The organism is Mesorhizobium sp. M0166 (assembly GCF_040322255.1).
In the GTDB taxonomy this organism is placed as follows: Bacteria; Pseudomonadota; Alphaproteobacteria; order Rhizobiales; family Rhizobiaceae; genus Mesorhizobium.
Genome location: NZ_JAMYTD010000012.1, coordinates 41,055 through 64,169 on the forward strand (window position 1 = coordinate 41,055; position 23,115 = coordinate 64,169).

At 62.1% G+C, this 23,115-nt stretch carries 15 protein-coding genes and 1 tRNA gene; 11 read left to right on the top strand and 5 right to left on the bottom strand.

The genetic code is table 11. From position 1 onward, the window contains the following. The first annotated feature begins 1 nt into the window (after position 1). Genes glgC through bglA form a run of 5 tightly spaced genes read left to right on the top strand, consistent with a single transcriptional unit; the run spans position 2 to position 7,999 of the window. A complete protein-coding gene (gene glgC / locus NKJ46_RS15490; RefSeq protein ID WP_352665849.1) occupies positions 2-1,267 on the top strand; it encodes a glucose-1-phosphate adenylyltransferase in 1,266 nt (421 codons plus the stop codon). A 3-nt stretch (positions 1,268-1,270) separates the two neighbouring features. Then, positions 1,271-2,716 carry a glycogen synthase GlgA gene (glgA, locus tag NKJ46_RS15495; RefSeq protein WP_352665850.1) on the top strand — a complete coding sequence of 482 codons (1,446 nt, stop codon included), beginning with the start codon at positions 1,271-1,273 and terminating at the stop codon, positions 2,714-2,716. Between the two features lie 3 nt (positions 2,717-2,719). Then, positions 2,720-4,348, top strand: coding sequence for an alpha-D-glucose phosphate-specific phosphoglucomutase (locus NKJ46_RS15500; protein WP_352665851.1), 1,629 nt, complete (start codon positions 2,720-2,722; stop codon positions 4,346-4,348). Beyond that, positions 4,348-6,381: a glycogen debranching protein GlgX gene (gene glgX, locus NKJ46_RS15505; protein ID WP_352665852.1), complete on the top strand. Its 2,034-nt coding sequence runs from the start codon at positions 4,348-4,350 to the stop codon at positions 6,379-6,381. Before NKJ46_RS15500 ends, glgX begins: the two co-directional genes overlap by 1 nt. Further along, on the top strand, positions 6,371-7,999 hold the full coding sequence (bglA, locus tag NKJ46_RS15510; RefSeq protein ID WP_352665853.1) for a beta-galactosidase BglA: 1,629 nt from the start codon (positions 6,371-6,373) through the stop codon (positions 7,997-7,999). The genes glgX and bglA overlap by 11 nt, the downstream gene beginning before the upstream one ends. Positions 8,000-8,015: 16 nt before the next feature. Here the strand turns inward: bglA and NKJ46_RS15515 are convergent, their stop codons facing one another. Then, complete coding sequence (locus NKJ46_RS15515; protein ID WP_352665854.1) at positions 8,016-9,800, bottom strand: pilus assembly protein TadG-related protein; 1,785 nt, start codon at positions 9,798-9,800, stop codon at positions 8,016-8,018. Between the two features lies 1 nt (position 9,801). Continuing rightward, a complete protein-coding gene (locus NKJ46_RS15520) occupies positions 9,802-10,221 on the bottom strand; it encodes a TadE family protein (RefSeq protein WP_352566541.1) in 420 nt (139 codons plus the stop codon). Positions 10,222-10,662: 441 nt separating this feature from the next. On the opposite strand from NKJ46_RS15520, the gene NKJ46_RS15525 reads away from it, so the two are divergent. From NKJ46_RS15525 to NKJ46_RS15540, 4 genes are all read left to right on the top strand, one after another. Beyond that, positions 10,663-12,255, top strand: coding sequence for a peptide ABC transporter substrate-binding protein (locus tag NKJ46_RS15525; protein WP_352490800.1), 1,593 nt, complete (start codon positions 10,663-10,665; stop codon positions 12,253-12,255). A 166-nt stretch (positions 12,256-12,421) separates the two neighbouring features. Beyond that, positions 12,422-13,345, top strand: coding sequence for an ABC transporter permease subunit (locus NKJ46_RS15530; RefSeq protein WP_352490801.1), 924 nt, complete (start codon positions 12,422-12,424; stop codon positions 13,343-13,345). Then, positions 13,338-14,456 (top strand): ABC transporter permease, encoded by a 1,119-nt coding sequence (locus NKJ46_RS15535; RefSeq protein ID WP_352454280.1) that lies wholly within the window; start codon positions 13,338-13,340, stop codon positions 14,454-14,456. Before NKJ46_RS15530 ends, NKJ46_RS15535 begins: the two co-directional genes overlap by 8 nt. Position 14,457: 1 nt before the next feature. Beyond that, positions 14,458-16,077: an ABC transporter ATP-binding protein gene (locus tag NKJ46_RS15540; protein ID WP_352665855.1), complete on the top strand. Its 1,620-nt coding sequence runs from the start codon at positions 14,458-14,460 to the stop codon at positions 16,075-16,077. Here the strand turns inward: NKJ46_RS15540 and NKJ46_RS15545 are convergent. Together NKJ46_RS15545 and NKJ46_RS15550 are read right to left on the bottom strand one after the other, a co-directional pair. Continuing rightward, complete coding sequence (locus NKJ46_RS15545) at positions 16,052-17,341, bottom strand: site-specific integrase (protein ID WP_352665856.1); 1,290 nt, start codon at positions 17,339-17,341, stop codon at positions 16,052-16,054. The genes NKJ46_RS15540 and NKJ46_RS15545 overlap by 26 nt on opposite strands. 237 nt (positions 17,342-17,578) lie before the next feature. Then, positions 17,579-17,655: transfer RNA gene (locus tag NKJ46_RS15550), tRNA-Pro, on the bottom strand. Between the two features lie 204 nt (positions 17,656-17,859). Here NKJ46_RS15550 and NKJ46_RS15555 point away from each other — a divergent pair. Continuing rightward, the gene (locus NKJ46_RS15555; RefSeq protein WP_502903406.1) at positions 17,860-19,374 is read left to right on the top strand and encodes a phosphomannomutase/phosphoglucomutase; all 1,515 of its coding nucleotides are present in this window, start codon (positions 17,860-17,862) and stop codon (positions 19,372-19,374) included. 17 nt (positions 19,375-19,391) lie between these two features. Next, positions 19,392-21,662, top strand: a complete 2,271-nt coding sequence (locus tag NKJ46_RS15560) for an AGE family epimerase/isomerase (RefSeq protein WP_352665858.1) — start codon at positions 19,392-19,394, stop codon at positions 21,660-21,662. On the opposite strand, the gene betB is transcribed toward NKJ46_RS15560, so the two are convergent. Next, the gene (betB, locus tag NKJ46_RS15565; protein ID WP_352665859.1) at positions 21,626-23,089 is read right to left on the bottom strand and encodes a betaine-aldehyde dehydrogenase; all 1,464 of its coding nucleotides are present in this window, start codon (positions 23,087-23,089) and stop codon (positions 21,626-21,628) included. The genes NKJ46_RS15560 and betB overlap by 37 nt on opposite strands. Positions 23,090-23,115 lie beyond the last annotated feature (26 nt).

Genomic DNA, 23,115 nt, shown 5'->3' on the forward strand with positions numbered 1-23,115 from the left:
AATGGCTGAAATAAAACGAACACAGCCGCTGGCACGCGAGGCCATGGCTTATGTGCTGGCCGGCGGCCGTGGCAGCCGGCTCAAGGAATTGACCGACCGCCGCGCCAAGCCGGCGGTCTATTTCGGCGGCAAGACCCGCATCATCGACTTCGCGCTGTCCAATGCGCTCAATTCCGGTATCCGGCGCTTGGGCGTCGCTACCCAGTACAAGGCGCATTCGCTGATCCGCCACTTGCAGCGCGGTTGGAACTTCCTGCGGCCCGAGCGCAACGAGAGTTTCGACATCCTGCCGGCCAGCCAGCGTGTGTCGGAAACACAATGGTATGAGGGCACCGCCGACGCCGTTTACCAGAACATCGACATCATCGAGGCCTATGGGCCGGAATACATGGTCATCCTGGCCGGTGACCACATCTACAAGATGGACTACGAAATGATGCTGCGCCAGCATGTCGAGGCCGGCGCCGATGTCACCGTCGGCTGCCTCGAAGTGCCGCGCTTGGAAGCCACCGGCTTCGGCGTCATGCATGTCGACAACAAGGACACCATCATCTCTTTCATCGAAAAGCCGGCCGATCCGCCGGGCATTCCCGACAAACCGGATTTTGCGCTGGCCTCGATGGGCATCTATGTGTTCAAGACCAAGTTCCTGATGGAGCAATTGCGTCGCGATGCGGCAGAGCCCGGCTCGAGCCGCGACTTCGGCAAGGACATCATCCCCTACATCGTCGAGCACGGAAAGGCGATCGCCCATCGCTTCGCCAAATCCTGCGTGCGCTCGACCGCCGAGAACGAGGCCTATTGGCGCGACGTCGGCACGGTCGATGCTTATTGGGAAGCCAATATCGACCTGACCGACATCACGCCGGAACTCGACCTCTACGACCGCGACTGGCCGATCTGGACTTATGCCGAGTTGAAGCCGCCGGCAAAGTTCGTGCATGACGAGGATGGCCGCCGCGGGTCGGCCGTGTCGTCTCTCGTGTCGGGCGATTGCATCGTTTCGGGCGCTTCGCTGAAGCGAAGCCTGATCTTCACCGGCGCGCGAATCAATTCCTATTCGACGCTGGAGGAGGTCGTCATGCTGCCCGACGTCCATGTCGGCCGCAACGCCAGGCTGAAGCGTGTGGTCATCGATCACGGCGTCAGGATCCCGGAGGGTCTGGTGGTCGGCGAGGATCCCGTCCTCGACGCCAAGCGTTTCCGCGTTTCGGAAAAAGGCATCTGCCTCGTCACGCAGGACATGATCAACAGGTTGGGATCGTAGTGCATGCAGGTTCTGTCGGTGGCGCCCGAGATCTTTCCGCTGGTCAAGACCGGCGGGCTCGCCGACGTAACCGGCGCCTTACCCGTGGCATTGGCCGGCAAGGGCGTCACCATGCGCACCCTCGTCCCCGGCTATCCGCAGGTGATGGGCGCCTTCAGGAAAAAGAAGGCGGTTCAGCAATATCCATTGCTGCAGGGCGGCAAGGCTTCGGTGCATGCCGTCCAGATCGCCGGGCTCGACCTGTTCGTGCTTGATGCGCCACATCTTTTCGACCGTCCCGGCGGCCCATACGGCAACGCGACCGGCGGCGACTGGCCGGACAATTGGCGCCGGTTCGCGGCCTTGAGCCAGGTAGGCGGTGATATTGCCGGCGGCGCAATCTCGGGCTACCTGCCCGATATCGTCCATGCCCATGACTGGCAGTCGGCAATGACGCTTGCCTACATGCGCTACGGCAAGGCGGTCGGCACGCCGTCGATGATCACCGTGCACAACCTCGCCTTCCAGGGCCAGTTCGGCGCCGGCATCTTTGGCGAGCTTGGCCTGCCGGCAGCGGCCATGGCGCTCGACGGCGTCGAATATTATGGCGGCGTCGGCTTCCTTAAGGCCGGCCTGCAGGCGGCGTGGGCGATCACCACGGTTAGCCCGACCTATGCGCAGGAAATCCGCTTGCCCGAATTCGGCATGGGCCTCGACGGCCTGATCAATATGCGATCCGTCGATCTCCATGGCATCGTCAACGGCATCGATACCGAGATCTGGAACCCGGAAACCGACAAGCATCTGGCCTCCAACTACACGGCAAAGACGCTCAAGGCGCGGATGCCCAACAAGGCCGCGGTCGAGGACCGTTTCAGCCTCGATCGCGATGACAGCCCGATTGTCTGCGTCGTCAGCCGGCTGACCTGGCAAAAGGGCATGGACATACTGGCTGCGGCCGTCGACGGCATCGTCGCGGCGGGTGCACGGCTGGCAGTCCTTGGGTCTGGCGACGCTGGGCTGGAAGGCGCGTTGCTTGCCGCCGCAGCCCGCCATCGCGGTCGCATCGGCGTCGTCGTCGGCTATGACGAGGGACTCTCCCACACCATGCAGGGCGGCTGCGACGCAATCATTATCCCATCGCGCTTCGAACCATGCGGGCTGACGCAGCTTTACGGCCTGCGCTATGGCTGCGTGCCGGTCGTCGCGCGCACCGGCGGCCTTGCCGACACGATCATCGATGCCAACGAAGCCGCCATCTCAGCCGGCGTTGCGACCGGTTTCCAGTTTGCCCCCGCTAATGCCGGCGCCCTGCTGTACGCCGTCCGCCGCCTTGTCGAGGCGCATGCCAACCTCGCGGTGTGGACGTCGATGCAGCGGCAAGGCATGAAGGCCGACGTTTCGTGGGACAAAAGCGCCGAAAGATATGTCGAACTCTATCGCTTGCTGCTTTCGAAAAGGGCTGCCTGACTGATGATCCGCACTGTCGCCACCAAACCCTATCCCGACCAGAAGCCCGGCACCTCTGGGCTGCGCAAGAAAGTCCCGGTGTTCCAGCAGGAGCACTATGCCGAGAACTTCATCCAGTCGATCTTCGATGCGCTGGACGGATTCGATGGCAAAACCCTGGTGATCGGCGGCGACGGCCGCTTCTATAACCGCGAGGTCATCCAGAAGGCCATCGCCATGGCCGCGGCAAACGGCTTCGGCAAGGTGATGGTCGGGCAGGGCGGCATCTTGTCGACGCCGGCTGCTTCGCATGTCATCCGCAAATACAAGTCCTTCGGCGGCATCATCCTGTCGGCCAGCCACAATCCGGGTGGCCCGCATGAGGATTTCGGGATCAAGTACAATGCCGGCAATGGCGGCCCGGCGCCGGAAAAGCTGACCGACGCGATCTTCGAAAAAACCAAGGCGATCTCGAGCTTCAAAATCGCCGATATCGGGCCGGTCGACATCGACACGATCGGCACGGTCAAGGCGGCTGACATGACCGTCGAAATCATCGATCCGGTCACCGACTATGCCGAACTGATGGAAAGCCTGTTCGATTTCGACGCCTTGCGCGCGCTGTTCAAGTCGGGCTTCCGCATGCGCTTCGACGCCATGCATGCGGTGACCGGCCCCTACGCCAAGGAGATCCTCGAAAACCGGCTAGGCGCGCCGAACGGCACCGCCCGCAACTTTATCCCGCTGCCGGATTTCGGCGGCCATCATCCCGATCCCAATCTGGTGCATGCAAAACATCTCTATGACGAGATGATGGGCCCGGATGCGCCAGACTTTGGCGCCGCCTCCGATGGCGACGGCGACCGCAACCTGATCATCGGCAAGGGCATTTTCATCACCCCGTCGGATTCGCTGGCCATGCTCGCAGCCAACGCCCATCTGGCGCCGGGCTACAAGGCCGGGCTGAAAGGCATCGCCCGTTCGATGCCGACCAGCGGTGCTGCCGACCGGGTCGCCGAAAAGCTCGGCATCGGCATCTATGAAACGCCAACCGGCTGGAAGTTCTTCGGCAATCTGCTCGATGCCGGCATGGCGACGATCTGCGGCGAGGAAAGTGCCGGGACCGGCTCCAACCATGTCCGCGAAAAGGACGGCCTATGGGCCGTGCTTTTGTGGCTCAACATCCTTGCCGTGCGCGGCGAAAGCGCCAAGCAGATCGTTATCCAGCATTGGGCGGCCTACGGCCGTAACTACTATTCGCGCCACGACTACGAGGAGGTCGAGACCGATCGTGCCAACGCGCTTGTCGACGAGCTGCGCGCCAAGCTCGGCTCGTTGCCTGGCACCAGCGTGCGCGGCATGACGATCGCCAGCGCCGATGATTTCGCCTATCACGATCCGGTCGACGGCTCGGTCAGCAAGAACCAGGGCATCAGGGTGTTGTTCGAAGGCGGCTCACGCGTCGTCTTCCGCCTGTCCGGCACCGGCACCTCGGGCGCGACGCTACGGCTTTATGTCGAGCGCTACGAGCCGGACAAGAGCCGCCACGATCTCGACACCCAGGAGGCGCTTGCCGATCTAATCGCGGCGGCCGACGACATTGCCGGGATTCGCAGCCATACCGGCCGCGCCAAGCCGAGCGTCATCACCTGATGTCGTCGGGACTATCCGCCGGCTATCGTCCGCGATTTGGCGGGCTTGCCGGGCAGAGCGGCATTCGCTTCGCCGCATGGTCCTCGTCGGCTCGGCGCATCTGGGTCTCGATTTTCGACGAACACGGCAACCGTGAAGTCGACCGGCTGGAACTCCAGTCGGAAGGCGAGGGCGTCTACGCACTTTTTGTTGCCGGTCTCGCCGCCGGCACCCGATACGGGTTCCGCGCCGATGGCGACTACGCGCCGGAACACGGTTTCTGGTTCGATCCCGACAAGCTGCTGGCCGATCCCTATGCCGTCGAGATCGACAGGCCTTATACCTATGACGGCCGGCTGGCCGCGCGCCGTGGCGCGGGGGCCGACACGGCGTCGCTGATGCCGAAGGCCATTGCTGGCGCCTTGCCGCAACCCTTGCCCGCCTTGCCGCCGCTGTTTCGGCCTGGCGGCCTCATCTACGAAGTGCCGGTACGCGCCTTCACAAAGCTGCATCCCGACATTCCCGAGAAGCAACGCGGCACGATTGCAGCCATTGCCCACCCCCTTGTAGTCGAGCATCTGCAAAAACTAGGTGTCGCAGCCGTTGAGCTGATGCCGGTGACTGCATCGATCGGCGAGCGGCATTTGCCGCCGCTCGGTCTGCGCAACGCCTGGGGTTATAATCCCGTGACCTTCATGGCGCTCGATCCGCGACTGGCGCCCGGCGGTCTGGCCGAATTGCGCGGAACGGTCGCCGCGCTGCGCGAGGCCGGCATCGGTACCATTCTGGACCTGGTGTTCAACCACACCGGCGAAAGCGACCGGCTTGGCCCGACATTGTCGCTGCGCGGCCTCGACAACCGCGCCTATTACCGGCACGAGGCTGACGGCGCTCTGGTCAATGACACCGGAACCGGCAATACGATTGCGTGCGATCATCCGGTCGTCCGGGAAATGGTCCTCGACACGCTTCGTCACTTTGTCCGCCATGCCGGCGTCGACGGTTTCCGCTTCGACCTGGCGCCCGTTCTGGGTCGGGTCGAGGGCGTGTTCGACGCTGATGCGCCGCTGCTGAACGCCATTCGCAACGACCCTGTTCTTGGCGACCGGGTGCTGATCGCCGAGCCTTGGGACATCGGACCGGATGGCTATCAGCTCGGCAATTTTCCACCGCCCTTCCTCGAATGGAACGACAGATACCGTGACGATATCCGCCGCTTCTGGCGCGGCGACGGCGGCACGATCGGTGCGTTGGCGACGCGGCTTGCCGGTTCGTCCGATGTCTTTGCCAAAGCAGGCCAGACAATGAGCCGCAGTGTCAATTTCATCGCTGCGCATGACGGCATGACGCTGGCCGATATCGTTGCCTATGAACACAAGCACAACGAGGCCAATGGCGAACAGAACCGCGATGGTCACGACGACAATCTGTCCTGGAACAATGGCGTCGAGGGCGAGACCGGTGACCAGTCAATCGTTACGGCCCGTTTCGATGACCGGCGCGCGCTGCTGGCGACACTCTTTGGCTCGCGCGGCACGATCATGCTGACGGCCGGCGACGAGTTCGGCCGCACGCAGCGCGGCAACAACAACGCTTACGCGCAGGACAATGACATCACCTGGCTCGACTGGTCCGGGCGCGATCTGGCGCTGGAGCGGTACACGGCTCTGCTCGCCAAGATGCGTCGTGCCGCGCCGGCGCTCTTGGACACAGCATTCCTGACCGGAGAACCGCCAGCGGGCCCGGAAATACCTGACGTAGCCTGGCTGACGGAAACCGGCATGCCGCTCGACGAGGCAGCCTGGCACGATCCCAGGCGGCACCGGCTGGTCATGATTCTCGGTAGCGGTGAGAACAGTCGCCTTGCGGTGGTCATCAATGGCGACCGCCGGGCCTGCATGTTCACGCTGCCGGAACGGGCCGGTTTTCTTTGGCGCCCAGCTATCGAACCGGATAGTAGCGATATCTTACGGCCGGTGCCCGGGCGAACGGTCATGTTCATGATCGAAAGCAGGACATCGCGGGCGGGCGCAGGGGAGAGCCATGATGGCTGACAATGCCGAATGGTGGCGCGGCTGCGTCATCTACCAGATCTATCCGCGCTCCTTCCAGGACACGACGGGTGACGGCAGCGGCGATCTCAGCGGCATCACCTCGAGGCTGGCCCATGTCGCATCGCTCGGTGTCGACGCGGTTTGGCTGTCGCCTTTCTTCAAGTCGCCAATGGCCGACATGGGTTACGACGTTTCGGATTACTGCGCCGTCGATCCGATGTTCGGCACATCAGAGGATTTCGACGGGCTGGTTGCAGAGGCGCATCGGCTCGGCCTGAAAGTGATCATCGACCAGGTCTTGTCGCATTCGTCGGATCGGCACGAATGGTTTGTCGAAAGCCGCACAACCCGCGACAACCCCAAGGCCGACTGGTACGTCTGGGCCGACGCGAAGCCCGACGGCACCGCCCCCAACAACTGGCTGTCGCTTTTCGGCGGCCCGGCCTGGGAATGGGACGCAACGCGCAGGCAATATTACCTGCACAATTTCCTCGCCTCGCAGCCAGACCTGAATTTCCACAATCCGCAGGTGCAGGACGCGTTGCTGGAAACGGTGCGGTTCTGGCTCGAGCGCGGCGTCGACGGTTTCCGGCTGGATACGGTCAACTACTACGTCCACGACCGCTGGCTTCGCAGCAACCCGCCTTTGGCGGAAAGCGTCGCCGGCACCAATACGGCAACCAGCACCTATCTCTATCAGGAGCATCTGTTCGACAAGAGCCAGCCGGAAAACCTTGCTTTCCTCAGGCGCTTCCGGGCCTTGCTTGACGAATATGAAGGCCGCGTCGCTGTCGGCGAGATTGGGGACGAAACTCGTTCCTTGCAGACACTCGCCGCCTATACCGGCGGTGGCGACAAGCTCCAAATGTCCTACACGTTCGACCTGCTCGGCCCGCAATTCTCGGCGTCGCATGTGCGTGGCTGTGTCGAGGCCTTCGAGAGTAAGGTGTTCGACGGCTGGGTTTGCTGGGCGTTCTCCAACCACGATGTCGTGCGCCATGTCAGTCGATGGACAAGGCCGGGCGGCGATCCGGACAGGGTGGCGAAATTCTCGATCGTGCTGCTTTCCTGCCTGCGCGGATCGATTTGCCTCTACCAGGGCGAAGAACTCGGGTTAGAGGAGGCCGAACTGGCGTTCGAGGATTTGCGCGATCCCTTCGGCATCCGCTTCTGGCCGGCAATCAAGGGGCGGGATGGATGCCGAACGCCGATGGTCTGGGAGGCTGGCGCCGACAATGCCGGCTTTTCGACCGGCAAGCCGTGGCTTCCGGTCCCGGCAAGCCATCGCGCTCGGGCGGTCGACGTCCAGAATGGCGAGCAAACCTCCGTCCTGGCGAGCTACGGGGCGATGCTGGCCTTGCGCAAGCAGCATCCGGCGCTGGTTCGAGGCTCGATCCGGTTCCTCGATTCCAACGGCGACGTCCTTGCTTTCATTCGCGAAGGCGGTGACGAAAAGCTGCTCTGTGTCTTCAATTTCGCCGACGAGCCCGCCGGCTGGCACTTGCCACCGGGTGTGGAAGCGATAGAGCCGATAGATATTGGCGGTGCTGCCGGCGTCTTGCAGGAAAGAACTCTGTCGATGCCGCCGTTGGGCTGCTTCCTCGGCCGGATCGGCTGAGCTCTATTTCATCATCTCATTGAACGAGCACGGAGCGCCCGCAAGTCGCGCCGACAACCCGCACATCGGCCTCGCCGACATGCACGCCGACAGCTGCAAGCACGTTATAGACCAGTTCGTCGACCGGCGCCGTCACGCCGTTCAGAACCGTTACCACCGCCGGCTTCACTGTTCCGAGCAGGGCCGTCACGTCCAGCCCGAGGCCCAGTGCATTGACCGAGAGCGAGAGGCCGCTGACCAGCGATGTCGTGAGCGATTGCGTCAGGTTTTTCGTGGCGACAGTTTTTATCGTCTTGTTGGCGATATCGGTGCTGTCGAAGGTCAATGTGGTCGGATCGTTGTTGGTGATGGCAAGCGATGACGAACCCTTCACATCGAGCAGATTGAGGGTGAGCAGCAGAAGCCTCACGCTTACCTGTGCAATCGTGGCATCGGAGAACGATTGCGGATTGCTGAAATCGGCGAAGGCCGATGGGTTGTTGTCGGCGTCGCTGGCGGCAAGGTGCAGCGAGGCCACGCCAGGCTGCGCGGCGATCGAGACCTTGATGCTATCCGGCCGGCCCGTCGGGCAGCTGATGTCGGTTAGCTTGGCTTCCGCATAGGCGACTTCGACATGCAGAGGCAGGTTGACGGACAGCAGACTGATGCCGCCGCCGAGATTGGAATTGCCGATGCCGACTGTGGTGACCAGCTTGATGCGCGTCTGCGCGGTGCGCACCACGGTGCCTTTTTCCCCGACGGCCAGCCAGGGTGAGTATTGCATCGGTTCGCCGATGGCGATGGAGAGCGTGGTGGAGGTAAGTCCCGGAATAGTGGCGCCGAGATCGACCTGGACCTGGTTTGAGCCATTGGCCAGCGAGGCGGCGGCACCCAGCATGCCCATCGCGCTTGCGTCGACGGAAAAGCCGGGAGACTTTTGTCCGAGGCCGAGTTTGCCGATCGAGCCAAGATCGATAAGATGACTGAGGGGTATCTTGACCGTGTTGGTGGCCCTCGACGCGATCGTCTGCAGCACAAGTTTGCTGGCGCTGCCCGACCCGGACGCATTGGCCATGGCGGTCGCGATCTGGCCTACCGTCGCTTTTGACGCCAGCACGTCGGAATAGCTGACACCTGTCAGTTGCAACTGTACGGCAAGGGCATCGACGAACGAAAGCACGTTTACATCGGCCGAGATCAGCGCGTTGTAGTCCATGACGCTGAGCGCAATGTTGGCGCCCAGCAACTTGCTGAGAAGCGCGTTGAGGATGCCGCCATTGACGCTGAGGAGCCTGGACCCGACCGAGAACATCGCTTGCGGGGTCACGCTGGCAATGGCTTCGGTGCCGACGACCGGAGTAGGGATGAGCGAACTGGCGAAATACCGGTCGGGGATTTTTTTCAGAGTGACGCGAACGGCGTTGTAAGGCGTTTTACCGGCTTCGAAGCGCTTGTCGACGCCAACGGAGGACGCCGCTGAGTATCGGCCGCCGGTGACCGACACGACGGTTTTGCCAACCGTGGGAACGATTGTCTGACCTGGCTTTTGAACAATGATGCCGGGCATTCGGTTGTCACTGAGCGTGGTTACTGCCGCGGCTTCCATATTGTTGATGTTCGACGCCGCGGTGATCGCCGCCAGATCGGTCATCGCCTGGGCTTCCCTGCGCTCCGTGTAGATCGAACCTTCGTCGACAGCGAAGGCCGCCAGCCCCAACGCGAATGGCGCTATCAGCGCCGTCATGACGGCAAAGTTCGCCTTCTTGTCGCCAACCATCGAGCGAGCGATCCCCCCGATGCCCCTCAGCAAGAACTGCGACATTTCAAATGCCTCCAATCCGGATGGTCGACCTGCGTGAGATCGTGGTTTGCGGCATCGCAAGGCTGGGCAACAGGTTCCAGATCGGCAGGTTGCTGGCATCGTACTGGATCGACACGACGAACTGATTTCCGTCGGCCGTGCTGTCCGTCGCCTGATAGGTCAGCTTGCCGGAATCGACGAACGGGTATCCACTGGCATTGTTTTTGACGAAACTCGCCACCAGCGCCTGGCGCTCGGTCTGATTCAATCCGGCAATTGCGGTACGGGCGGCATCGGCGGCGATTTGCTGCAAGGAGTTGCTTGCACCAAAATAGATACCGTATGCAACCATTCCGAGCAAAAGAAGGATAAAGATCGGGGAAAGCAGGGCAAACTCGACCGCGGAAGTTCCGGACTCTTCTCCAATTTTGCGTAGATTCATCCGTATTAGGCGCAATATTTTACGCTTCAATGTGACAGTATTACTGTCTATCTTGTTCATTGCCCTTGCCCGTTGGAACCCAAGGTCGATGTGTCGATCCCATCGAAGTTTGTAACCGTTGGTTGCCTAAGAACCAATTAATACATTCTGGTAAACTGAAATGACCGGCCAGATTATTTCCCAGATCGGCGTTCTGGCCAGGAAACCCAGTCAAACTCATGGTTTCGACCATTGATTGGCCGCTCGCAAAACGACTGCCCCGGCCCCCTTACTTTGGGTGACCCCGAGAGTCTGTTGAAATAAAAAATCTCCACGTTACTGTTTGGCCACCAGCTGCCGGAAAGGGAACCGGCTGCGCGCTCGAAAGGAACCAGCCAATCGGTTTCGGGGCGTCAACACTTAGAGACGTCGCTGAAGGGCGACGTCATTAGGGAGAACTCCATGCTGAAACATGTGCTGAAGGCGACGGTACTCGCCACGACCATGGTCTTGGCCGCCGGTACGTTCTACACGCCGGCTTTCGCCGAAACCGTCTACAACCGCGGAGCCGCCGCCGAAGCGGAGACGCTCGATCCGCACAAGACCTCGACGGTCTACGAAGCCGATATCATACGCGACCTGTTCCAGGGCCTCGTCATGCATGACCAGAAGACGAATCTCATTCCGGGCGCCGCCGAAAGCTGGACGGTGTCCGACGACGGCACTGTCTACACCTTCAAGCTGCGCAAGGACGGCCTCTGGTCGGATGGCAGCCCGGTGACGGCGGACGACTTCGTTTATTCGTTCCGTCGGCTGGAAGATCCGGCCACCGCAGCCGAATACGCTTCCATGCTTTATCCCGTGAAGGGTGCCGAGGAAGTCAATACCAAGAAGGGCAAGCCGGAGGATATGGGCGTCAAGGCGATTGACGCAAATACCCTCGAAGTCACGCTTAAGGCGCCAACGCCTTACTTCCTGGAGATGCTGACCCATCAGGCAACCTATCCGGTCAACAAGGCGTCCATCGAAAAGCTTGGCGCCGACTGGATCAAGGCAGGCAAGCTGGTCTCCAACGGGGCCTTTACAGCGGCAGAGTGGATTCCCAACGACCATCTGAAGCTGGTCAAGAATCCGAAATTCTGGGACGCCGCCAGCGTCAAGTTCGACGTGGTCAACTACATCCCGACCGAGGATCGCTCGTCTGCGATGAAGCGCTTCGAGGCCGGCGAATTCGACAGTTACGGTGACCTGCCGACCGAACAGCTCGCCGACCTCAGGGCCAAATTCGGCGACCAGGTCCGTGTCGGGCCATATCTCGGCATCTACTATTACGCGATCAAGACCGACAAGGCGCCGTGGGACAATGTCGAACTGCGCAACGCCATCTCGATGGCGATCGATCGCGACTTCCTTGCTGAAAAAGTCTGGCAGAATTCGATGCTGCCCGGCTATTCGATGGTGCCTCCGGGCATCGAGGGCTACACGCCGGCACTGGCCAAATACGCCGACATGTCGCAGATCGACCGCGAGGACGCTGCGAAGAAGATCCTCGAGAAACTCGGCTATACACCCGAGCATCCGTTGAAGATGCAGATCCGCTACAACACCTCGGAAAACCACAAGAACACCGCTGTCGCCATCCAGGAACAGCTGAAGCCGCTTGGCGTCGAGGTCAGCCTGCTCAACACCGACACCAAGACGCACTACTCCTTCCTCGAGCAGAAGGGCGACTATGACGTGGCGCGTGCCGCCTGGATCGCCGATTACAAGGACCCGGAAACCTTCCTCGGCATATCCCGCAAGGCCAGCGGCAATAATTATTCGAGCTACGACAGCCCGAAATTCGAAGCGGCAATGGATAAGGCCGCCGCCGCCGGCGGCAAGCCCGAACAGCGCATGAAGGAACTCGCCGAGGCCGAGCGCATCCTCGTCGACGACGTCGGCGAGATACCGCTTCTCTACTACAGCTACCACGACATCGTTTCCTCGAAGCTGCACGGCTTCGACGACAATGTGATGGACATCCATCCGTCCCGCTTCATCAGCAAGGACTGATCCCTTAGCCAGACCGCCGCGCAACTCAACGCGCGGCGGCGCCGGTTTGCCATCGCATCGGCCCGGGAACCGGATTCGATTTTCGACAATGTCGGTGCGAAGATTTGAAGGCTAGAGCGCAATCGTCCAGCCGGACGCGCGCTGCTCTGGATCAAGCGGGGCATCGATGCTGCGATTCGTTTTCCGGCGGCTGCTGACCGCCATCCCGACGCTGTTCGTCATCGTGACCATAGCGTTCTTCCTGATACGCGTCGCGCCGGGCGGCCCGTTCAACCAGGAGCGGGGCCTGAGCCCCGAGATCAGGGCCAATCTCGAAGCCCAGTTCGGGCTCAACGACCCGCTCTGGCTGCAGTACCTTCATTACTTAGGCAATCTTCTGCGCGGCAATTTCGGCCCCAGCTACAACATGCCGGATTTCACCGTCGGCGAGCTGTTCAGGGAAGGCCTGCCGATCTCGATCCAACTCGGCGCTTCGGCGCTCGTTCTGGCGCTGCTCCTCGGCAGCGTGCTCGGCACTGTTGCCGCGCTCAACCAGAACAAGCTTGCCGACTATTCGGTGATCGCGCTGGCGACCGCCGGCAGCACCATACCGACCTTTGTCATCGCCCCGGTGATCCAGCTTGTATTCGGATTGACCTGGAAGCTGCTGCCGATCGGTGGCTGGGGCGATGGAGCCCTCATCAACAAGGTCGGCCCGGTGCTGACGCTCGCTCTGCCGCAGATCGCCATCGTTGCCCGCCTGATGCGCGGCTCGATGATCGAATCGCTGCACTCGCATCACATCCGTACCGCGCGCGCTCTCGGCCTGTCCGACTGGTCAGTCGTCGTCAAGCATGCACTGCGCGGCGCCATCCTGCCGATCGTCTCCTTCACCGGTCCGGCAGCTGCAGCCCTTCTCACCGGCTCGATCATTGTCGAGACCATCTTCTCTATCCCGGGCATCGGCCGCCATTTTGTCGTTGCCGCGCTCAACCGCGACTACACACTGGTGATGGGGACGGTGGTGGTCATCGCGCTCTTCACCATTGTCTTCAACCTGATCGTCGACGTCCTCTATGGGGTCGTCGATCCGAGGGTGCGCTATGACTGATATCGCAGTTGCCGCACCAGTCGTCGGCCGGTCCCTGTGGGGTGACGCCTGGGCGCGCCTCAAGGCCAATCGCGCGGCCATGTTCAGCCTCTATTATCTTGCCTTCATCGCCGTCATCAGCGTGTTTGGGCCCTATTTCGTGCCGCACCAATACACCACAATCTATGCCGACTATGTCCGTACGCCGCCGAGCTTCTCCGCCTATCCGAAGGCCGACATGATCGAAGGCGCTCTCGATGAGGCGATCAGGCGTATGCGCGTCGACATCAAGGAGTGGCGGCAGGAGGGCAGCCGTGTGTTCGTTACCGTCAAATCGTCCAAGCCGATCGACGACCGCAACATTCGCTACCTTGATCGTTCCGATACCTTTGATGACACAAAGATCGAGAGCAAATCGCCGGACGGTCTCGAGATGGTGATGAGTGCCTCGATCAAGCAGCAATATTTCCTGTTCGGCACCGACAATACCGGCCGCGATCTCCTGTCCAGAACGCTGATGGCGGGGCGCATATCGCTGGCCATCGGCCTGCTTGCCGGCATCGTGGCCGTTGTCATCGGCGTGCTCTACGGCGCCACCGCCGGCCTTGCCGGCGGCAGGGTCGACGAGGTGATGATGCGTGTCGTCGACGTGCTTTATTCTTTGCCGTTCATCTTCTTCGTCATCATGCTGGTGGTGTTCTTCGGCAGGAACTTCGTGCTGATGTTCCTGGCCGTCGGCGCGGTGCTGTGGCTCGACATGGCGCGCATCGTGCGCGGACAGGCGCTGTCGATCCGCCGGCAGGAATATGTCCAGGCGGCGGAGGCGATGGGCGTCGGCCAGCGCGGCATTCTGCTGCGCCATGTGATCCCCAATTTGCTCGGGCCGGTGGTGATCTACATGACGCTGCTGGTGCCGCAGGTCATCATCCTGGAGAGTTTTTTGTCGTTCCTCGGGCTCGGCGTCCAGGAGCCGATGACCAGCTGGGGCGTGCTGATTTCGGTCGGCGCCCAGAACATCGGTTCTGCCAACTGGCTGCTTTTGTTCCCGGCCTTCTTTCTCGTCTCAACGCTGTTCGCGCTGAATTTCGTCGGCGATGGGCTGCGCGACGCGCTCGACCCGAAGGATCGTTGAGATGGCTGCTTCCGAAACCATCCTCAGCGTCAAAGACCTTCGCGTCCGCTTCCGCACCCTCGACGGTGTGGTGGAGGCGGTGAAGGGCATCAATATTCACGTCAAATCAGGCGAGACTGTTGCCGTCGTCGGCGAATCAGGTTCCGGCAAGAGCCAGACGATGATGGCGGCGATGAGCCTGCTCGCCTCGAACGGCGAAGCCACCGGCACCGTCGATTATCGCGGTCGCAATCTTTTGACCTTGAGCAAGCCCGAGCTCAACAAGATCCGCGGCCGCAAGATCAGCATGATCTTCCAGGAGCCGATGACTTCGCTCGACCCGCTCTATTCGATCGGCAACCAGCTGATCGAGCCGATCCGCAAGCATCGCGGACTTGGCGCCGCCGCGGCGCGCGAGGAGACGCTCAAGTTGCTGCGGCTGGTCCATATTCCCGATCCGGAGCGGCGGATGAAATCCTATCCGCACGAGTTGTCGGGCGGCCAGCGCCAGCGCGTCATGATTGCCATGGCGCTGGCCAACGACCCCGATATACTGATCGCCGACGAGCCGACGACCGCACTCGACGTCACCATCCAGGCGCAGATCCTCATGCTGCTCGCCGAACTGCAGCGCAAGCTCGGCATGGCGATCGTTTTCATCACTCACGATCTCGGCATCGTCCGGCGCTTTGCCGATCGGGTCTATGTGATGCGCTATGGCGAGGTGGTCGAGGAGGGCGAGGCGGAAGCGATCTTCGCCAACCCGCAGCACGCCTACACCAAGATGCTGCTCGCCGCCGAACCGACCGGCACCAAGGCGCCGCCGCCTCCGAATGCCCCGGTCCTGCTTGAAGGCAGGAACGTCGAAGTGACCTTCAAGATCGGCGGCGGATTTCTTGGCGGCGAGCCGCTGCTGCTGCGCGCCGTCGATCGCATTTCGATCCGGCTGAAGCGCAACCAGACGATCGGCATCGTCGGCGAATCCGGCTCGGGAAAATCGACGCTCGGCCGCGCCTTGCTGCGGCTCCTGCCCAGCGACGGCATCATCCGGCTTGGCGACCGCGACATTTCCCACGCTGACCGCCAGGCGATGCGGCCACTGCGGCGCGAATTGCAGCTGGTCTTCCAGGATCCATTCGGATCGCTGTCACCACGCATGACCGTCGGCCAGATCATCACCGAGGGGCTTCTGGTCCATGAGCCCAATCTGTCGGGCAGGCAGCGCGATCTCCGCGCGATCGACGCCTTGCTCGAAGTCGGGCTCGACCCGAACACGCGCAACCGCTATCCGCACGAATTCTCCGGCGGCCAGCGGCAGCGCATCGCTATTGCGCGCGCCATGATCCTCAAGCCGAAAGTGGTGGTGCTGGACGAGCCGACCTCGGCGCTGGACCGCTCGGTGCAGAAGCAGATCGTCGAATTGCTGCGCAAGCTGCAGGCCGACCACGAACTGTCCTATCTGTTCATCAGCCACGATCTCGCCGTCGTGCGCGCCATGGCCGACTACATCATCGTCATGAAGCAGGGAAAGATTGTCGAGGAAGGACCGGCCGAGGCGATCTTCAGTAATCCGCAGGCAATCTACACGCAGACACTGATGGCCGCGGCCATTGATGTCACGCGATTTCGCCTGAGCGCATAGGTTTGCTTGCGATCCGCCACATGTCGACATCGCACAGCACAGGCCATATGGTGCGGGTATAGCGAAGCACATTCGGGGTGACGTCGTCGCCGAGTCCGGCTTCCACGCGGCACGTGCGGAACGCCTTCTCGATGCGCTTTGTCGGTTTGCCCAGGCTGTCATGGACGACCGGCCCGCAGTCACAATCGATACGCTTCCAGCGGCGCATATGGGCGATCAGCCGTGACGGCAGTCGCGCCGGCGGACGCCATTTCTTGCTTTTTTTCGCGTGCTGATCTTTGCAATAGAGCACACCGCGGCCTAGGTCCGGCCAAGCTCCTGCGGCCTCGCCATCCCAATTGAGTTGCAGGATTGAACGATGTCGGCAGCCAGTGTAGAGCCCCACAATGATAAAGCGGCAGAGATGAGCGTACTGACCGTGCTTCCGGCGCAGCCGCAATGCCGCGCGCAGCAATCCCGCTGCTTCCTCGCGCGTCAGCCAGCGCTCGCGCGCTGCTGGTTTGTCTGGCAAGGTGACGGACGGTTTCGGATCGAGACCGTATTCCTTGGCCCAAAAGTTGATCGCCGAGCGGAGGTCCTCAAGATCGCGACGCGGGCCTGATGTAAAGTCCTTGTCTCGCCACGCCGGGAGTAACGCACGGCGGGTCTCCATCGCCGCGGCGTTGAGCTTGGCGATTCGCTCACGCTCTACTCGATTGCGCTCGCGCGAACGGTGCTCGACATAGGCGCGGCAGCGATCTCCATTGATGCTCGCGACCGGCTCGGTGCCGAAGAATTCGTTCAGAAAACGCATCCTGGCGAGAAATTCCTTTCGACCGGCAATCTTGGCCTGGCGCGCTTCGGAATAGGCGGCGAGGATGTCACCGACAGTCAGGCTGCGCGCATCGGTCTTGGAGATCGGCTGCTGATATTTGTCGGCGGAAGCAGGCCCGAGTTGAGGGCGCAGCATACCTACGCCGCTAGACGCCGCTGCCGTGCGGGCATGATGATGGGTCGTCACGATGATCACCCTTTTCGCTACGAACGTGTTCGTCCTGCGGACGGGAATCATTAGAGAGGCAACAAGACCGGCTCTGCAACAAGCAAAATGGGCGATAGCGCTGCGAGAAACAAAGACTTGCGAAATGCGGCGAAGGAATCGCACCGGCTTGGCTTTCCCGCCGGACGATGAGTTTGGTGAGTTCCCGGAGGGTGCTGACAGCCGCATCAAAATGGTGGTTCGGGCTATCCCATGTTGCGGCTGCAACTGAGGTGTAAATCTCACGCCGGCCTTCACGGGACGACTTGGCATTCCGAAGCGGGGGACGTTTCCGGTGCCTTGGAAATCTCGCTTTTTGTTCGTGACATCCGCTCGCGTCGGCAATATCGGGATCCGATGCCACTGGGGCACCGCTTGGCCTCTCCTCGGCCAGACTTGCCATCTTGTCGAATGTAAAGGCGCAATTTGGAAAGAGCGCCTACGAGCCCTGAACCATGCCTCCCGGGGTAGACATGTTTTTTCTGGTCGGAGTGGCAGGATTTGAACCTGCGACCCCATCGTCCCGAACGATGTGCGCTACCAGGCTGCGCTACACTCCGTGACCAGACCGCGGGCTTATAGCCGCCGCGTTTAGTTACTGCAAGCGCCTATGGCAGCGCTTCCGTCGCATTTCTTTCGCTTTAGCCGCCACGTCATACAGGTTTCAGTTTCCTGTCGCACAAACACGGCTTAAAGGGGCTTCTGTGTAACCGTCCACTTGTCTCGAAGCACCTGATTCAGCCGCCTGGAGTTCGCAGTTGTCGATGAAGATCGTTAGCGATGTCAGACCAAACACTTTTGAGTTTGAAACCTCGGCGTTGATCAAGCCGTCCGGGTTTCGCGAATATGATGCGCGCTGGTGGTTCGGCCATCCTGGCTCGAACGAAACGCCGGAACTCAATCTCATCGGCGTCCAGGCGCTCGGCATGGGGCTCGGCACGCTGATCCATCGCCTGGGTGCCGGACCCGACATCGTCACCGGCCACGATTTCCGCGCCTATTCGCTTGCCATAAAGCTGGCGCTGGTTTCCGGGCTGATGGCGGCCGGCGCACGGGTCAAGGATGTCGGTCTGGCCCTGTCGCCGATGGGTTATTTCGCCCAGTTCGCGCTCGACACGCCATCCGTCGCCATGGTCACTGCCTCGCACAACGAGAATGGCTGGACCGGCGTCAAGATGGGCGCGGCGCGCCCGCTGACTTTTGGTCCGGAGGAGATGAGCGCGCTGAAGGCTATCGTGCTCTCAGGCGATTTCGACCTTGTCGGTGGTGGCTCCTATGACTTCGTTGCGGATTTCCGCAAAACCTACCTTGACGATCTGACAGCGGGAAAGCGTATCTCCAGGAAGCTCAAGGTGGTGGCCGCTTGCGGCAACGGCACCGCCGGGGCTTTCGCTCCCGAGGCACTGGAAAGGATCGGCTGCGAGGTCATCCCGCTCGACGTCGAGCTCGATCATACGTTTCCCAATTACAATCCCAACCCCGAAGACATGCAGATGCTGCACGCCATTCGCGACAAGGTGCTGGAAACGGGCGCCGATGTCGGGCTCGGTTTCGACGGCGACGGCGACCGCTGCGGCGTGGTCGACAATGAAGGTAACGAGATTTTCGCCGACAAGGTCGGCGTCATGCTGGCGCGCGACATCTCGCACCTCTATCCCGGCTCGACTTTCGTGGTCGACGTCAAGTCGACCGGATTGTTCATGACGGACAAGGTGTTGCGGGAAAATGGCGCGGTCACCGACTATTGGAAAACCGGTCACTCCTATATCAAGCGGCGCGTCGCCGAACTCGGCGCCGCCGCCGGTTTCGAGAAATCGGGCCATTTCTTCTTCAATCCGCCGATCGGCCGCGGCTATGACGATGGCCTGGTTACGGCCATCGCCATATGCCAGATGCTGGATCGGAGCCCGCAAAGCAGCATGGCCGATCTCTACCGCGATCTGCCGCTGACCTTCGGCACGCCGACCATGTCGCCACACTGCGCCGACGAGCTCAAATACGGCGTCGTCGAGCGCGTCGTAGGCGACTTTCGCAAGATGAAGGACGAGGGCGCGGTCTTCGCCGGCCAGAAGATCGCCGAACTGATCACCGTCAACGGCGTCAGGGTCGTGGCGGAGGATGGTACCTGGGGGTTGGTGCGGGCATCATCGAACAAGCCGGAGCTTGTGGTAGTGGTGGAGAGCCCCGTATCATCCGAGCGGCGCCGGCAGATGTTCGAAGCCGTCGATGCGGTGCTGCGCCGCAGCCCCGAAGTCGGCGCCTACAATCAGACCTTTTGAGCACGAGGCTTGTTTTCATGACCGAACGGATCGTCAGTTTTGTGATGAGCGGCGGCGTTGGCTCGCGGCTGTGGCCGCTGTCGCGCGAGGACAATCCCAAGCAGTTCCATGATTTCTCCGGCGACGGCTCGATGCTGGCCAAGACGCTGCGCCGACTGACCGCGCGCCCGGAAGGCGAAACGCCGGTTTTCCTGATTGCCTCGGAAAGGCACGCCGACCGCGTTCATGCCGACATTGCCGGCCACGAGCTTTCCGGCGGCGGTCCGCTGTTCGAGCCGACCGGACGCAACACCGCCGCGGCCGTCGCTTTGGCAAGCCTGCGCACGCTCTCGGAATTCGGCGACAGCCTGGTGCTGGTGGTGCCGTCCGACCATGAGATCGCGACCGCACAGCAATTCTGGCGGAGCGTCGAGGCCGGCACGGCGGCCGCGCGCCAGGGCAGGCTGGTGGTGTTCGGCATCAAGCCCGCCCAACCCGAGACCGGTTATGGCTACATCGAGGTGGCCGGCGAGCGCGATGGCATCTGCGATGTCTCGCGTTTCGTCGAAAAGCCCGATCTCGCCACGGCGCAGAGCTATCTCGAGACCGGCAATTTCTACTGGAACACCGGCATCTTCCTGTTTCGCGCCAGTGCCATGCGCGACGCGTTCATGGCTTTCCAGCCCGACATCTGGAGCGCCACCGAGGCTGCCTACCAGGGTGCCACATCGGACCTTTCCGGCCTCTACATGCCTCTGGAGCTCTATGCCGCCATCCCATCGACATCGATCGACTATGCGATCATGGAGCGCGCCAGCGGCATCGCCATGGTGCCGGCCGGCTTTCGCTGGAACGATCTCGGCTCCTGGCAATCGCTGCTCGACGTCGGCCCCTCCGACACGCACGGCAATGTCATCGTCGGCGATGTCGTCGCCATCGATTGCGAGAACTCCTATATCCGCAGCGACGGTCGCCTGCTGTCGGCCATAGGCCTGAAGGACGTCGCGATCGTGTCGACCGCCGACGCCACTTTCGTTGCTCCCGTCAGCCACAGCCAGAACGTCAAGAAGATCGTCGAGCAGCTCGAAAAAAGCGGCCGCCTCGAGACCAGGTTCACGCCCGCCGACGACCGCGTCATCGAAAGCGGCGCGTGGCAGCGCCGCGTGCACCATTGGCTGTTCGAGGAGACGGTGCCGTTATGGTCGACAGTCGGCGTCGATGAGCGTCATGGCGGGTTCCACGAGGCGCTCGGCTTCGATGCCGCCCCACTGATGAAACCCAAGCGTATGCGCACGCAGGCCAGACAGATCTACGCCTTCGCCGTCGCCAAGGCGCGCGGCTGGAACGGCCCGGCCGATCGGCTGATCAGCCACGGCCTCGAATTCATGGCCAGGCACGGACGTACCGACAATGGCGGCTGGGTACGCACGCTCAACATCGACGGCACTGTCGCCGACGCCGCCGAGGATGCTTACGACCATTCCTGCGTGCTCCTGGCGCTGGCACATGCCCATATGTGCGGCAATCCCGATGCGTTGCGGCTCGGCGAGGAGACCTTTGCGTTCATCGACGCGCATCTCGAGGACGAACGCCTGACAGGCTTCCGCGAGACCTCGAGCGGCGAGGGCGAGCGCCGCTCCAACCCGCACATGCATCTGCTCGAGGCATTCCTGGCCTGGCATCAGGCGACCGGGGAGCGCGCCTATCTTCGCCGCGCCGCGCGCATCGTCGATCTGTTCCGCAGCCATTTCTTCGACCCGGAAAGCTGGACGCTGGGTGAGTATTTCGACAATGAATGGCGGCCGGGCCCTGGCGAGAAGGGCACGTGGACCGAACCCGGCCATCATTTCGAATGGGCCTCGCTGCTGGTCGACTTCGCCGGGCGCAGCGGCCAGAGCGGCTTGACCGGCCTTGCCCGGAAGCTTTACGCGTCGGCAATTGCCAATGGCCTCAACCGCGCCACAGGCCTCGCCTACGGCGCGGTCTCGCGGCAAGGGCTGCCGCTCGACCGCGTCTCGCGCAGTTGGCCGCAGGCCGAAGCGATCAAGGCGGCGATCGCGCTGGATGGTTCGGGCGGTCCCGACCTGAAGCCGGAGATCGAAGCCAGGGTCGGCCGGCTGTTCCGCTGGCACATCAATCCCGCACCGCTCGGCTTGTGGATCGACCGCATCGACGAGCGTGGCCGCTCGCTGGCAAACGAGGTGCCGGCCAGCATCTTCTACCATCTGGTCTGCGCACTGACCCAGTATCTGGATGGTACCGCCCGCAAGGATCAGTACGGGCTGGCGACATCCCCGGTCTCGACATAGACCGACTTCAGCTGCGAATAGAGTGCCAGTGCTGCGAGCGAATTCTCGCGGCCGATGCCGGACTGCTTGAAGCCGCCGAAGGGGATTTCGACCGGCGTCAGATTGTAGGCGTTGATCCAGCAGGTGCCGGCCTGCAGTTCAGCGATGACGCGGTGGGCGCGCTGCAGGTCGCGGGTGAACACGCCGGCGGCGAGGCCGAATTCGGTATCGTTGGCGCGCTCGATCACCTCGTCCTCGCTGTCGAATTTCAGCACGCTCATCACCGGCCCGAAAATCTCCTCGCGGGCGATGCGCATCGTGTCGGTGACACCGGTGAACACCGTCGGCTCGACGAAGAAGCCACCCTGGAAGCCCTGCAGCGAAGGCACGTTGCCGCCGCAGGCGAGCACCGCGCCATCCTGCTTGCCCGTCTCGACATATGAGATGACCTTGTCGTGCTGCGCCTTCGAGACCAGCGGCCCCATCTGCGTGTCCGGATCGAGCGGATCGCCGATGCGGATTTTCTTCGTCCGTTCGGTCAGCCTCTCGACGAAACGGTCATGGATGCTCCTCTGCACGAAGACCCGCGTGCCGTTGGAGCAGATCTGGCCGGTCGAATAGAAATTGCCGAGCATCGCGCCGCCGATGGCATTTTCGAGGTTGGCGTCATCAAAGACGATCAGCGGCGACTTGCCGCCGAGCTCCATCGTCGCGTGCTTCATCTTCGAGCCGGCGAGCGACAGCATCTTGCGGCCGGTCGGCACCGAGCCAGTCACCGAGACTTTGGCGACGACATCATGTCCGACAAGGCCGGCGCCGACATCGCCAAAGCCTTGCACGACGTTGAACAACCCGTCCGGCAGGCCGGCCTCGGTATAGATTTCGGCGAGCGCCAGTGCTGAAAGCGGCGTGTTCTCCGACGGCTTGAACACCATCGCATTGCCCATGGCGAGCGCGGGTGCGGATTTCCAGCCGGCGATCTGGATCGGGTAGTTCCAGGCGCCGATGCCGACGCAGACGCCGAGCGCCTCGCGCCTGGTATAGGCAAAGGGTCCGCCGAGATCGACGGCCTCGCCATTAAAGGCGGCGATGGCGCCGCCGAAATATTCGAGGCAATCCGCCGCCGACGGGGCGTCCGCAACGAGCGTCTCCTGGATCGGCTTACCGGTATCCAGCGTCTCGATGCGCGCCAGATCGGCATTGCGCGCCCGCAAAATGTCGGCGGCGCGGCGCAGGATGCGGCCGCGCTCGACCGGCTTCAGCCGTGCCCAGGCCGGCTGTGCCGCACGCGCGGCTTCGATCGCGAGCTCCAGCACGTTCGGTGTCGCCGAGCGCAGCATGGCGATGGTCTCGCCGGTTGCGGGATAGATGACCGGCAGCGCAGCGCCGCGCTCGTCGTCGATATAGCGGCCGTTGACATAATGCGATGCCGTTGGCTGGGCGCGCATGACTGTTCTCCAAATCGTCTTTTCGC